Annotated in this window: 13 protein-coding genes and 1 pseudogene; 2 read left to right on the top strand and 12 right to left on the bottom strand. The window is 53.9% G+C overall.

Annotated elements, in window-relative coordinates:
* Nucleotides 1–39: 39 nt before the first annotated feature.
* The 11 genes and pseudogenes from ACSQ3S_RS18730 to ACSQ3S_RS18680 form a co-directional block, all read right to left on the bottom strand.
* Nucleotides 40–411 (bottom strand): DUF2946 family protein, encoded by a 372-nt coding sequence (locus tag ACSQ3S_RS18730; protein WP_436145048.1) that lies wholly within the window; start codon nucleotides 409–411, stop codon nucleotides 40–42.
* Between the two features lie 118 nt (nucleotides 412–529).
* The gene (locus ACSQ3S_RS18725) at nucleotides 530–811 is read right to left on the bottom strand and encodes a DUF2818 family protein (protein WP_436143377.1); all 282 of its coding nucleotides are present in this window, start codon (nucleotides 809–811) and stop codon (nucleotides 530–532) included.
* 8 nt (nucleotides 812–819) lie between these two features.
* Nucleotides 820–1,827 carry a c-type cytochrome biogenesis protein CcsB gene (gene ccsB, locus ACSQ3S_RS18720; protein WP_436143376.1) on the bottom strand — a complete coding sequence of 336 codons (1,008 nt, stop codon included), beginning with the start codon at nucleotides 1,825–1,827 and terminating at the stop codon, nucleotides 820–822.
* A gap of 142 nt (nucleotides 1,828–1,969) precedes the next feature.
* On the bottom strand, nucleotides 1,970–3,916 hold the full coding sequence (locus tag ACSQ3S_RS18715; protein ID WP_436143375.1) for a cytochrome c biogenesis protein ResB: 1,947 nt from the start codon (nucleotides 3,914–3,916) through the stop codon (nucleotides 1,970–1,972).
* Nucleotides 3,913–7,014, bottom strand: coding sequence for an efflux RND transporter permease subunit (locus ACSQ3S_RS18710; protein WP_436143374.1), 3,102 nt, complete (start codon nucleotides 7,012–7,014; stop codon nucleotides 3,913–3,915). Before ACSQ3S_RS18710 ends, ACSQ3S_RS18715 begins: the two co-directional genes overlap by 4 nt.
* Nucleotides 7,011–8,108: an efflux RND transporter periplasmic adaptor subunit gene (locus ACSQ3S_RS18705; RefSeq protein WP_436145047.1), complete on the bottom strand. Its 1,098-nt coding sequence runs from the start codon at nucleotides 8,106–8,108 to the stop codon at nucleotides 7,011–7,013. Before ACSQ3S_RS18705 ends, ACSQ3S_RS18710 begins: the two co-directional genes overlap by 4 nt.
* Nucleotides 8,109–8,153: 45 nt before the next feature.
* Nucleotides 8,154–8,240 (bottom strand): annotated as a pseudogene (locus ACSQ3S_RS18700) (heavy metal-binding domain-containing protein); the annotation flags it as partial.
* Between the two features lie 193 nt (nucleotides 8,241–8,433).
* On the bottom strand, nucleotides 8,434–9,357 hold the full coding sequence (locus ACSQ3S_RS18695) for a multicopper oxidase domain-containing protein (protein WP_436143373.1): 924 nt from the start codon (nucleotides 9,355–9,357) through the stop codon (nucleotides 8,434–8,436).
* A gap of 30 nt (nucleotides 9,358–9,387) precedes the next feature.
* Nucleotides 9,388–9,765, bottom strand: coding sequence for a c-type cytochrome (locus ACSQ3S_RS18690; protein ID WP_436143372.1), 378 nt, complete (start codon nucleotides 9,763–9,765; stop codon nucleotides 9,388–9,390).
* Nucleotides 9,765–10,457, bottom strand: coding sequence for a c-type cytochrome (locus tag ACSQ3S_RS18685; protein ID WP_436143371.1), 693 nt, complete (start codon nucleotides 10,455–10,457; stop codon nucleotides 9,765–9,767). Before ACSQ3S_RS18685 ends, ACSQ3S_RS18690 begins: the two co-directional genes overlap by 1 nt.
* A gap of 14 nt (nucleotides 10,458–10,471) precedes the next feature.
* The gene (locus ACSQ3S_RS18680; RefSeq protein ID WP_436143370.1) at nucleotides 10,472–11,518 is read right to left on the bottom strand and encodes a multicopper oxidase domain-containing protein; all 1,047 of its coding nucleotides are present in this window, start codon (nucleotides 11,516–11,518) and stop codon (nucleotides 10,472–10,474) included.
* A 586-nt stretch (nucleotides 11,519–12,104) separates the two neighbouring features.
* Here ACSQ3S_RS18680 and ACSQ3S_RS18675 point away from each other — a divergent pair.
* On the top strand, nucleotides 12,105–12,560 hold the full coding sequence (locus tag ACSQ3S_RS18675) for an RrF2 family transcriptional regulator (RefSeq protein WP_436145046.1): 456 nt from the start codon (nucleotides 12,105–12,107) through the stop codon (nucleotides 12,558–12,560).
* 71 nt (nucleotides 12,561–12,631) lie between these two features.
* On the opposite strand, the gene ACSQ3S_RS18670 is transcribed toward ACSQ3S_RS18675, so the two are convergent.
* Nucleotides 12,632–12,913 (bottom strand): DUF1971 domain-containing protein, encoded by a 282-nt coding sequence (locus ACSQ3S_RS18670; RefSeq protein WP_436143369.1) that lies wholly within the window; start codon nucleotides 12,911–12,913, stop codon nucleotides 12,632–12,634.
* 127 nt (nucleotides 12,914–13,040) lie between these two features.
* On the opposite strand from ACSQ3S_RS18670, the gene ACSQ3S_RS18665 reads away from it, so the two are divergent.
* The gene (locus ACSQ3S_RS18665) at nucleotides 13,041–13,814 is read left to right on the top strand and encodes an EAL domain-containing protein (protein WP_436143368.1); all 774 of its coding nucleotides are present in this window, start codon (nucleotides 13,041–13,043) and stop codon (nucleotides 13,812–13,814) included.
* Nucleotides 13,815–13,817 lie beyond the last annotated feature (3 nt).

Genomic DNA, 13,817 nt, shown 5'->3' with positions numbered 1-13,817 from the left:
GTGCATAGCAATCGATATTTTGGGGATGCAGTGAAAGTGTCAAACGAGCGAAGGTGGTCCTCGTGGGCTGGATTTGGTACTAAATATGCCCGGTGCGACACAGACTTTGCCAGGTGCGGGCAAAGTGTCATGCGAAGGAGGTAGAAGAGTTGGTACGTAAAATGCTGTGAGGAGAGCAGTCGCAGCTGGATGACACACGCAGACTTTGCAGCAAGCGTGGCCTTTCATCATGCCGTCGCGTGGAGCCTGGTCCTGGTCCGACGCGCTTATGACATCCATCTCGGATCCCATTTGCATTGACAACATGGCGTGGCAAATCTCGAGTCCAGACGACGTTTTCACCTGGCCTTGGACCTGGGATAATACTTCCGGACTAAGCACGTTCGTGATGATCGCAAAGATCGCGATCATCAACGACAGTGCCCGATCTCGGAGTATTTTTCCCATAGCGAATTATAGATTTGCCAGCGTATTTATACAAGTAAAATAAATACTTCTTTATCGACGAATCAGCACTTTCTTAAAAATTTCATTTCTGGAGTAGGTGGCGCCAAACGATGCCGGGGAAGGAAAGTACGGCAAATAAGGCAGACGTGATTGCCCACACTTCCCAACTCTTATTTACCATCTTTCCAGACGCGGCCTCCAGCATCAGCGACGCTGACATCCATAACGCGTAACCCGCGACCCAGCCTATAAAGTCATTCCACGCCGGGTGCCAACGACGGACCGTGGCAAGCCGCAAGAAAGGCACGTTGGCCAAGATCAGTGCAAACGCTAGATTTAGAACTACTGCTTGAGTGATATCCACCGACCACCTCACAGACTACCGTACGAGTGCAAGCCGGACAGGAACATGTTCACGCCCAAGAAAGCAAACAGCGTGATAACGAAGCCTACCAGGGACCACCAAGCGAGGAGAGCGCCACGAACGTTCTTCACCAAGCGAGTATGTAGCCACGCTGCGTAGTTTAGCCAGACGATCAGCGCCCAGGTCTCCTTCGGGTCCCAAGACCAGTAGCCGCCCCAAGCTTCCGCTGCCCACAGCGCTCCAAGGATGGTCGCGATCGTGAAAAATACAAAACCGAGCGCGATCGCCTTGTATGAAAGTTCATCAAGCCACACACGGCTCGGAAGGCGACTAGCGAAGAACGGGCGGTCGGCCAACAACCATGCCGCGCCGAACATCGCAGCCATAGAGAACGCGCCGTAGCCGATAAAGTTTGCAGGCACGTGAATCTTCATCCAATAGGACTTCAATGCCGGGATTAGCGGCTGAATCTCGTGTGCGCCCATACCGTACTTAAACATGAACACAATCGCTGCACTGACCAATGCCATGGCGAACAGCCCCAACTGACGGCTGCCGAAGTGCTGCTCTATATGTAGATAAAGCATGGTGGTAAGGAAGCTGAATAGCACGAACACTTCGTATAGGTTTGATACTGGTATATGGCCGATGTCTGGTCCCATCAAATATGACTCGTACCAACGCGTCAACAATCCGGCAAGTGCGAAAAGGCTACCGCCCCATGCAGCGCGCGTGCCGAGGGTCATCCAGTAGTTGGATTTGCGGATCCAGCCCAACGCGTACAGAACGGTGGAGGCCCAATAGCTCAGCCCCATCCACATAATGGCTGATTGGCTCGACAGAAAGTACTTGAGCAGGAAAACGTGGTCCGCTGCAGCCAACTGATTTTTGTAGAGTGCAATCGACGCGAGCGCAAGCACCGCAGCGCTGATGGAGAGCGGTTGAAGGGCTGGCCACGCAACCGCCATACAGCCAAGACCGATTGCGCTCGCCACGAGGATCGCGGTATCGAACATGTCCATTTGCAATGAGTATCGCAACAAAGCGAAACAGGTGGCGCAAACTAGCACGGCCAAGAATAGGCCGTGTCTAAGAAGGCCGCTCCGACGTTCAGAGTCGGTAAAAAATGAGTTTGAATACGCAAGCATCTTGGTTACCTCATAGGTGCCGGTTAGGGATAAGTGAAACGTGAGAGCCGCACAGCAATTGCGCTATCGCGTCGGTGTGTCGATCAAATTCAGTTTGCAGGGCAGGGGTGTGACGATTGGCGCTGAAAGCAAGCAACAGGTTTCCGCCTTGGGTATGGAGCCAGATGCGGCGCTCTCGAACGAAGTACATCGCGATGACCCCCATAGCGAGAAGAGCCGCGCCTAGATAAACCAACGCCGCGCCAGGTGCATGAGTTACCTGCAATCCCGTTGCATTGACCTGTTCGAAGCTCTCGAATGCAAACAGTGCCGGAAGCTGCATCTCTAGAGTGTCGTTGTACGCGCTCAGGGCATCGTGGACGAAACGTGGCGTCGTTTCGGCATCTTGCGCCAATAAGAGTGAAGCTGACCGCTCCAACAGCTGCAGGTATAGCTGCCCAACCTTGAGCTCTTGCTCGCTATCGCCATTTGTCTGCACCATGTCGACCAAGGCACGATAACCCTTGGAATAAAAGCCTGCCATCAATGCTTCGGATGTCTTTTCCAAGGTTGAAGCGAGACGCACGTTGACCACTTTCACCGCCACTTCTTTTGCGACTCGGGCACGCGATTGTGGGTCGCCCATCGCGTTGATCAGGCGCGTGTAGGCTGCCAACGAGCCGTTCGCACTGGTAGGAATTCGCAGATAGCGCATGTCATCTTCTTGCGCGTGCTGACGTCCGATCAAACGATATTTGGCGCTATCGATTTCTACGGCGCGCTGATATACCAGCCATTCGTCCGACTGGCCGAGCTTGTCTCTGATCCGGAAGGCGATCGAAGGTCCGACATCGCGCGTCCGATCACCCGGTTTACCCCGAGAGCTCCAGTTTTTGTCCCCGACGTCATCTTTGTTAAACACATTGATTGCCCGTAGCTCAGTGAACTCTAGGGTTGCAGGTTCCCCATCTATCAACAGAGGGGTCCCGTGGCCAATAGTACCGCTGATAATTTGCTGTTGGACCGAGCTGCCCTTGGACGGGAGCATGCCGAGCTTTACTTTGCTGCCGCCATCAGCAAAGCCCGACTGAAACAGAGTCACGCCGCGATAGGTGTATGGATGGTTGACTTGAAGCGTCGCCGGGACTACTTGTTCCCCGTCGATAATTTCGATGTCGCTCGCAAAGTCCTTCGGCTGCCCATTTGCATAGTGGTCTATTCGGAACTGCTTCAGCCTTACCGCAAATGGCAATTCTTGTTGCAGGTAGCCTTCGCCCATTTGAATCAAAGCTGTATGCGCCTCCTCACCTTGAGGGATAGTCATGCTCGCGCGGTACGAGCCTTCTGTCGCGTCCAGTTTGCTTGCGGCAGGTACTTGGTCGGTGGCCAGGTCGCGGGTCTCAACCTTTACGTCACCAGTCCAAAGTCGGAGTCTCAAGAATACGTTGCCGTCGATGAGTCCACCGACACAGATCAGTACCATTGCGCCATGAACGAGTAGGTACCCAAGACGCCTAGCACTTCCAGTACGCGCAGCCAGCATGGATCCCCCGGCGATAAAGGTATGTTTGTACTTGAAGCCTTGCGACGTAAGATAAGATGCCAAGCCAGCCTGTGGTGCCTTTTCAGTACCTAGATTAAATTCAATATGATGCTCAAGTCCGCGTAGGCTCGCTAAGCTTTTGTTCTCCCGATAGGCGCGCATATCGCGCAGCATAGATGGGATATTCTGCCAAAGGCATAGGGCAGTGGACGACGCCATAAAGGCGAGCAGTACGAAGAACCACCACACGTGATAGACATCGGTCAATCCACATAGTCTGAAGAACGTGGCCCAGAACTCGCCGTAGCGGCTCACATACACGACTGCAGGCTGGCTTTGTTCGAGGACCGACCCTGTGGTTGCGGCGACAGCCACTACGGTAAGGATCGCGATAGCGAACCGCATGGAGCGCAAGAGATTTAAGAGCGCTTTCATGCCAATGCCTCCCAATTGACCGAGGCCGCGCTAGGACGAAGCGCGAGCCAATAGACTGCGGGAATAACAATGAGAGAGAACAGTGGCGCGGTGATCATGCCTCCAATAAGCGGCGCGGCGATTCGCTTCATTACATCGGCACCCGCGTCATCGGAAAGCATCACCGGGAGCAGCCCGCCCAGGATGACGGCGACAGTCATTGCCTTCGGACGCAGACGTAATAGAGCGCCTGCCAGAATCGCAGAGTAAGGATTGCCTGGTTGTTCCTCCAGCGCTTGATCCAAATAGAGCAACATCACTATGCCGAACTCGGTAGCGACGCCGGCCAGTGCAATCAACCCGATTACCACTGCAACCGACAATTGATATCCAAGGAGATAGGTCAGCCAGATTCCGCCAATTACGGAGAAAGGAAGGCAAGCCAAAACGAGTACTACCTTACGCACATCACGGAAGTGCAGGAATAGCAGTGCCGAGACAAGCAGCAAAGTCATTACGATTGCACTCCACAGGCGAGCTTTCCCTTCCTTGAAGTTCATATATTGACCTTGCCAAGACAAGGTATAGCCCGGCTCTAAGACCAGGTGTTCATCCAGCAATTTCTGTGCTTGTTCCAAATAGCGACCCGCATCGGCATCAGAAAGGTCTACGAACACATATGCAACTGGGCGCGCGTTCTCGCTTTTAAGTTCCGTAGGGCCGTCTGCGATTGTCAGGCGCGCGACTTCACGAAGTGGAACTACCGAACCACCGGCACCTTTTAGGCGGATCTCTTCTAGTGTCCCGAGACCGTCTCTGTCACCGCGCGGGAAGCGGAGCGTGACTGGATAACGCTCGCGGCCGTCGATAACAGTGCTGATGCTTTCGCCGCCAACTGCCATTTGTATGGCGCGCTGGATGCCTGCAACCGAAAGACCATACCTGGCAGCGTCTTCGCGCAAGACTTCAACATCGATATAGCGTCCCGACTGGACTCGCTCGGCAAACACTGAGCGAGTTCCAGGAAGCGTACGCAACATGGATTCGACTTGCTTAGCCTGATTCTCGAGCGTAGCCACGTCGGGTCCACTGATTTTTACGCCCAATGCACTGCGGATACCCGTCGATAACATGTCGATGCGCGTCTTGATCGGGAAGCCCCAAGAGTTCGTCAGCCCGGCGAGGCGCACGGTCTCGTTAAGTTTAGCGATTAGCTCCGCGTTATTCTTGCTTGAGCCGACCGGCCATTGGGACTTAGGCTTGAGCATAATGGTCGTCTCTAACATCGACAGCGGCGCCGGATCAGTCGCGCTATCTGACCTGCCGGCCTTGCCGAAAACACGCTCGACTTCCGGCATGGCCGCGATGATGGCATCAGTGCGCTGTAGTAGATCTGCGGCTTCGGCAGCAGATATCGCAGGAAGCGTCGTCGGCATATATAGCAAATCGCCTTCGTCAAGCGGTGGCATGAATTCGCTGCCGATGCGGCTAAAGGGAATCGCTGCTGTCGCTAGCAAGATAGTCGCCAGGACTAAAGTAGCCTTGGGGCGAGTTAGCGCAACGTTCAGTACCGGCCGATAGAGTCGTTTGAGGAAGCGATTGACTGGATTCGCGGACTCGGGCGGAAGCTTGCCATTGATCGCATAGCCCATTAGTACCGGCGTGAGGGTGATGGCCAGCATTGCTGCAGCTGCCATGGCATAGGTTTTAGTGTATGCCAGGGGCGCAAACAATCGAACTTCCTGTCCGCTCAGCGTGAACACTGGCAGGAAGGAAATGGTAATGATGATGAGTGAGAAAAATAGCGCAGGACCAACTTCAGTAGCCGCCTTACGCACGACCACCCAGATATCGTGGGCTTCCTGTTTCTCGAGATGGCGATGCATGTTTTCAATCATGACGATGGCGGCATCGACCATCGCACCCACAGCGATAGCAATACCGCCAAGCGACATGATGTTGGCTGACACACCTTGAACACGCATGATCCAGAGTGCTGCCAATATACCGAGGGGCAGCGTTACGATAGCGACCAAGGCAGAACGCACTCGGAACAGGAAAACGCCGCAAATTATGGCCACTACGATGGATTCTTCGAGTAGCTTGTCACGCAGTGTATGTACTACGCGTTCAATCAGGCCAGAACGGTCATAAGTCGTAACGATCTCAACGCCTGGCGGTAAGCCTTTCTTCAGCTGTTCCAGGCGTTCTTTCACGCCAGCGATTGTGGTGATCGCGTTCTCACCGTGACGCATAACGATGATGCCGCCGGTTACATCACCCGCGCCGTTGAGATCAGCGATGCCTCGACGTTGCTGTGGACCGGTAGTAACATTGGCTAGCTGCTTTAAGCGGAGAACTCCGGCGTCGGTCTGAACAGGGATATTGTCGAAGTCGGACGGGTTTTTTAAATAGCCGTTGGAGCGCAGCAGGTATTCAGCGCGGGCCATTTCGATGGGGGCGCCGCCACCTGCTTGGTTTGCATCCTTCACGGCTTGCGAGAGCTGCTCCATGGTCACGCCGTGTGCGGCCAAGCGGGCAGGGTCTGCCTCGACCTGGAATTGGCGAGCCAGCCCGCCCAGCGTCGCAACTTCTGCCACGCCGGGAACGGATTGAAGTTCCAGCTTGAGGTAGAAGTCTTGTAATGCGCGCAGGCGGGCCGGGGAGGTCTTGCCCGATTTGTCGACAAGTGCGTACTCAAATACCCAGCCTACGCCGGACGCATCAGGTCCCAGTGTTGGCGCTACGCCGGCGGGCAACTTGCCAGTCGACTGACTGAGGCTCTCCAAAATGCGCGAGCGTGCCCAATAAAGGTCGGTCCCGTCTTTGAAGATCACATAAACATAAGATTCGCCGAACATTGAAAATCCGCGAACGGCCTTCGTGCCCGGAACTGAAAGCAGCGACGCGGCCAACGGGTACGTAAGCTGGTCTTCTACCAGCTGCGGCGATTGGCCCGGCAGGTCGGTCTTGACGATAACTTGCACATCGGACAGGTCGGGAAGGGCGTCGAGTTTGAGTCGGAACAAGGATTCGATGCCGCCTATGAGAAGCAATAGGCACAAAGCAAGCACAATCAAACGATTGCGTACCGACCAGTCGATGATGCGGGCTATCATGGCTTCATCCCCATCATCGAGTGATCATGCATGGTCATAGGCATCGGTGCCGCGTCCATTTGCTTAGCAGGCGTATTGTTGTCCAGGCGTGCTTGCAGTGTCCGCATCGACGCAGCACCATCCAACAGGAACTGGCCATTCACAGCGACCTGGTCGCCTTGTTTAAGACCAGACTGGACAGCTACCAGCTCACTACTCTCAACACCAAGCTGAACGCGTGCGCTGCGGAAGTGCTCATTTGCTTCAGCGATGACAACGAAGTCGCCATGGCCAGTGCGAATCACGGCATCACGAGGAATAGTCAGGCTTCGCTTGGAATTGGACTGGATGTCCACATCTGCGAATGCTCCTGGGCGAAACGCACCACGTGGGTTATTCAGAGACATGCGCAGCTTTGCGGTGCGCGTGGCCGGATCAATTTGTAAGGTACTTGTGTTTACTTTTCCGGTCTGGATGATGGTCTTATCAATCCCCGAGCGGAATACCATATTGTCACCGTTATGCACCCATTCGAGTTGATCTGGGAACAGCGCTACCTCGGCCCAAACCACGCTGTAGTCAGCATATGCGAGGATTTGCTGCATCGGGTTGACGTAATTGCCCTCGTGCATAGCCAGTACAGTCACGACGCCATCATGCGCGGCGCGGACAGGTATGACGTCGATAACGCGACGGCTTTTTTCTAGCTGGTCGATCAGATCGGCGCTCATGTCGGCAGAGAGCAAGCGCTCCCGCGCCCGGAATTTTTCTTTGGATAAACTGCCAACCATAGCGCTATTGGAGCTCACAATGGCCATGCTGTCTCCCAGCAAGCCGTCCTTGCGCACGAGTAGATCAATGTATTCGCGCTGACGCTGCTGAAGCTCGGGCGAGTAAATCTCGTAAAGGACTTGGCCACGACGTACTGGCTGGCCTACGCCTTGTACGTTTACACGCCGAAGAAATCCTTCAACTTTCGGGTTGACGGAGACCGTGGTGCTTTCGTCGGCACTGATAGTTGCGAAGGCGTGTATAGAGCGGCTGATTTCAGTCACGCTGGCGGTGGCCATCTGAACACCCATGCGTTTTTGGGTGGCGGCATCGACGTGAAGCATGTCCGCGTGCTTGACCGTTTCACCGCTATTGGTCCGTACTAGCGCCATGTTGCAGATTGGGCAGTTACCTGGATGGTCCTGAAGCACTTGAGGATGCATTGAACACGTGTACTGGGCCTGCGAAGTGTCCATCTTTGGGACCGATGTGCCTGATGCTGCCGGCTTTGCTGGTGCGGCCGCGCCGCGACCAAGCCCGTATCCAACAAGAGACGCAGCGGCGACCGTTAGGCCTATACCGGCCAAGAACTTTCTTCGTGTAGTACCCATGATTTCACACTCACCTTTTGTTGATTGAATGGCGGGCCGAAGCCCGCCATGTGCCTAATTAGCGCACCAGGATGTTCTCGCCGCGACCCATTTTCGGATCAGCGTCTTTGGTGAACTGCAGAATTGCGATAGCGCCGCTGAGTGCTTGACGCATCGAGTGGGTTACCAGTGCATTCGCGCCTTCGACTGGCGAGATGATGTCGAACGAAGATGCATCGCCAGGACCTACGACGTAGGATTGCAGACCGTGCAGTACGTTCTTTGGATTGCCGCTTGGGTACACGCGGTCCCAGATACCAGCAATAGCGTGGAAGGAAGCGAATTCGTTCACGCCAGCGTTAATGAAGTACACACGAACGCGCTCACCAGGTTTGGCCTGCAGCATGCGGGTAGCTGCTGGATCGTGAACTGGGTCGTACTTGAAGACACCGCCGTTGAACATGACGTTGGTCCACTTGTTCGCCATCATGGATGCAGGATCATCTGGGTTGGCGTACAGTTCGGACTGAATCAAGACGTATTCGCGGTCTGCCTTAGGCATCGCGGCTTTGTCTTTTGGATCGACGATGATGGCGCCGTACATACCGCGAGCGATGTGCTGGATCATTGGATCCGCACCGCAGTGGTAGTAGAAGATACCTGGGTAATCAGCGCGGAAGGTATAGCTACCTTTCTCGCCCGGCTTGACTTGCTCGAAGTCCTTAACGACGTCGGCACGTGCAGCGTGGAAGTCCATGGAGTGCGAATTCTTGCTGGACTTGTCGTTGGTCAGAGTGAACTCAACAACATCGCCTTCTTCAACGTGGACTACCGGACCTGGAACCATACCTTCGTAGGTCCACGAGCGGTACATGGTACCCTTGTTGTCAATTGGGGTTTCGACTTCTTTGGCCGTCATGTTGATTTTGACGGTCTTGGCGTGCACGGCTGCCGAACCCAGCAGCGCCAGTGCGACTGCTATACCAATGCTTACTTTTTTCATTGTTTTCCCTAATGTTAGTTTATTCGTTGATTACTTCGAGGTCGTCTTGCTCACGACCCGCAAGTAGGTGACCAGCTCTTTTACTTCGTCGTCGTTCAGTACTCCTTCCCATTTCGGCATCAAAATTGATTTACCCACTGCCAGGCCGCCACCCTTGATTGCTTTGAAGAGGGTCTCGTCCGGGGTGTCACCCATTGCCTTGGTATCGGTGTGGTCACGAGGTTTCACCGCCATCGATGCGCTGTTGATCCCGTTACCGTCACGGTTAATGCCATGGCATTGGACGCAGTAGGTGTTGTAAAGCTTGACGGCATGCGCAGATTCCTCTGCCTTGGCCGCATCGACTGAGCACAGCGCGATGCCTGCTGCGACCAGTGCGTAAAAATGGTTCTTGGTCAGAAAGCGCATTATTTCTTCTCCGATTTCAAGGTGCTGATATAGCCGGTCAGCTTTTGAATGTCGGCATCGTTCAACCCCAGCGATGGCATCCAGGTATGCGCATCGAACTTCTGTGGATTGTTGATGTACGCATGCACGAAGTCCGGCTGCAGGCGATCTCCACCCGTGTACAGTTCAGGACCAGAGGTCGGCGCTCCGCCAGCTTTGGCGGTATGGCACGAAGTGCAACCGCGCAGCTTGGAAAATAGCATCGACGCCATGGAGCCAGGGGGCTCGTTCTTAAATGCGCCTGCGGTAACCAGGCCTTCGCCCTTAAGCGCCATCAGTAGGTCTGCTGCGATTGCGGCATCGGCTGCAGACAGCTTCGGGTGGGCTGCAATTTGGGCCGGATCGATGGTATCGACCGAGTGGTCGGCGCCGGCCTTGACAGCTTTGGTGTACATCACACCGCCGCCGCGAATGGTCGTTGGGTTTTGCAGCCAGCTAATCAGCCACGGCTTATTGAACTTCGAACCGGCGTAGTAAAGGTCTGGACCTTTACGTTCCCACAGGCGCTCAAGTGACGCTTTTTCCGGCTTCGTCACTGCGTGGCAGGCGACGCACTGCTGGCTGAGCAGGTCGGCGGCGGATGCCTCCGTTCCCACAGCCATGCTGATGGTTGCAAGCCCCATCATTGCGCCGATCAATATCTTCAATCGCATTTTCAACTCCTACGTTATTGGACGGCCTGGCCCTTAAAGCCGTCATTCGTGTAAATACCCGGGCCTTTCTTGAGCGATTCTTCGTAATAGAAGTTCGGCTCAAATTTCTTGTTCTTCCAGTCGTAGAAGTCGTCAGGTTTGATTTCGTTATATTCCAGGACGCTCATGATCCCGCCCATCGGACGGTCACCATTCATTACGTGCGAGTCGACATGGTCGTGGATCATCCAGCGGCCTGGGTTGTCGGCGGTGAAGATGACGTCGTAGCGTTCACCAGGTGCGACTGCAATGGTGTCTGCTTTGTATGGGGCCGGCAGTGGGAAGCCGTCTTTGAAGGCGACGGTCATCACGTGACCATGTAGGTGAATGCTGTGTACCAAATCGCCGGCGCCGATCAGGCGCATACGGACCACATCGCCTTTGTTGACGCGGAGCGGTTGGTTGTCAGGAAATGATTTACCGTTAATGGTGAAGAAGTCGAATTTGTCACCTGGCAGCCCGCCGAAGCCTGGCTTGTCAGCCCACTTCGAGTCCCAGTCGGACAGCATCATGATGAATTCCTTGGTGACCGTCTTTTCAAGCGCAGTTGGCTTTTTAGGGCGAACGATGAAGGGACCCCACATACCACGCAGTACGACGTGCTCGTTGACATTCACGTGGCAGTGGTACCACATCGTGCCCGATGGCTCAGCGGTGAATTTGTAGACGAACGATTCACCTGGTTTGATGGCTTCTTGGGTGGTGCCGGCAATGCCGTCCATCTTCCAGGTACCCTTTTGCAGCATGCCGTGCCAGTGAATCGAGTGGGGCAAGGCCGTTACGTTATTGACGTTGACTTCAATCTGGTCGCCTTCGTCAACGTAGAACAAAGGACCTGGAACTTGGCCAGAAAATGCGAAGGTGTGGTACTGCTGCTTTTCCACCAAAGTTATCTTCGTATCTTCAATGTTCATGTCGTACTTGCGTACAGCGGCCAAGGCTTCAGAGGAGATCGCAGCGGTGGCGGCGAACACGGCCGCGAACGCAGCAAATCTGCGAATGGTGGAAAGGTGCAGTTTCATTGATACTCCTGTGATGAGTGGTTTTGGGTAATAACAACCATTTGAAATGCATCTTTAAAGGCATTAAAAATGGCCTGCGGGCCGCCTTCATAGACACTCTTAATGTGGTAGATAGTATACTTGTTTATAGTGAAAAGCAAGTATGAATTTTCCCAAACGCAATTTTCATCGCGGCGCGAGATCAGATCAAGACTACTTTCCTTGGTAAAACAAGGGCTTATATGCTGCCACTGCTGTGCAAGTCGCAGGGACGGGGAGTGCAGAAAGGGGCAGTGGTAACGCAGATACTTGCTAGAGAACGAAGGCTTATCTTAATTCTGTTTATGCATTGGACAACTAGGGTTCGCGAGTAAGCTGACAGGCAGCTCAGTGCTAGACGTCTGCAACGCGATGGGCTGTCGTGGCATGTGAATGAACGGAGCGACAACGTACTACGGAAGAGTTGTGCGTGTCCACCTGGTACTGATCGGCAGCCGGCCATGCGAGCTAGTGAGGGTTAGCAAAAACGCTGCAAACATACTTCGGCGCTAAAATCATGTATGATGTATTCGCTGTACATGTTTATCCTAATACGGACTGGACAATAATGCGCCTTACAACTTTTACAGACTATAGCCTCAGGACACTTCTTCACTTAGGCATGAGTCGCGATCGCTTGGTGACTATCCAGGATATCGCCGACACGCACAACATCTCCAAGAACCATTTGATGAAGGTGGTGCATCAGCTAGGCGTTGCTGGATACATTGACACAGTGCGTGGTCGAAATGGTGGGTTGCGCTTAAAAATGGAACCGTCCGATATAAACCTTGGAGCGGTTGTCCGCGCTACTGAAACAGACTTCCACATGGCGGAGTGCTTCAACGCAAGCAGTAACACCTGTCCGCTTGTGACGAACTGTAGACTAAAACACGCGCTTGCGACAGCAACGTTTGCATACCTTGCATCTTTGGATACGCAGAATTTGGCGATGCTGTTACCAGACAAGCAGGAGAACGCAGCAATGCCGATAAAATTCCACCGAGCTCCTGTTGCTGCCTAATCGATCCCAGTAAACTCAGCTAAATTGGGCCATGCGGCTGAAAGTATTTCGGCCGCATGGATACTTCGTCATCACCGATGGAAATCCACCTGGAACCTGACCGGTCCGACGACCGAGACTTCGTGTTCAATTCGCGGCTCCACAACCCCAAACTTCTCCGGCGTCAAAAGAATCTCTTCCGCCGGCACGCGTTCATCCGTGATGCGGTACAGGAGACTACCTTCAAGTATTGTGATGCGGCCCCAAGTGCCTTCGGCAGTGGTGTGGCTGCGTTGGAGTCCGGCTGGCACGGTTTCTTCCGTAAAAACGGGGCTGCTTTTGTAGTGAGCTACGCCCTCTGGCAGAGATTTCATGATGTGTCCTTCAGAGTGATTGTGTAAGGTGATTATGCACCTATTGCGTAAACAAGTAAATTAAATGCTTGATTAAATTTGTTGCCCGGCATATGATGAACTCTATGTATCGTTCAGACAAAAGCCCATGTACTCAGCCAGCACCAGCGACCTTCTAATCCGAAGTCAGGGTGTGAATTGGCCCGTGCAGTACTGCAAAAAAATCTCGGCCAGCGACATTATGGATGGACTTCGCCGGACGGAGTTCCGCGCGTTTTTTCAGCCGATCGTCGATGTTCGTAGTGGGAGAGTGGCTACACTCGAAACCACGGTACGCTGGGCACACCCGACGTTCGGGTTTCTCTTGCCGGCGGAATTTCTCTGCGAAGCAGACCAATATGGGCTGCTTGATCAGGTGGCGGTTCAATTCCTAGACGATACCATCGCTACGGTCGTCAATTGGCGCCGCCAAGGGTTCTGCGTGTCACCAGATCTTTACGCACCCGTGCAAGCACATTTGTCTGGTGCGGTATTGAGGGATGAGTTTACGCGTAGGGAAATGGCAAAAAGCGTCGCTCTATCTGGCCTTAGCGAATTTTCCTTGATTTTTGAAAACGACTTACATGCAGACTCGCTGAATGAATTGCGCTCGTGCGAATTTAGCTTGGACGACTGTACGGACACTCATGAAGCGCTCACGTCGGCATTCAAAAGGGGCCTGGTGCCACCTGGTGCAATGACAGTGTGTGGCGTTGATACTTTATTGAAGTGGTACGTTTCCCGTGAATACGGTGTGTCGCACGCACAAGGTGATTTTATTTGCCCAGCACTGACTGCGCGTGACTTAGCTGCGGGACTCGTCCACTGGCATCAGTTTTTTCGCGGTTTGCATGCTCTCGACGAATTAGTTCACCCAACTTAACCC

This window comes from Duganella sp. LjRoot269, assembly GCF_964254095.1.
GTDB classification, from domain to species: Bacteria; Pseudomonadota; Gammaproteobacteria; order Burkholderiales; family Burkholderiaceae_D; genus Rugamonas; species Rugamonas hordei.
Note: the sequence above shows the minus strand (reverse complement) of the source record. Positions and strands in the feature narration are given on the sequence as shown.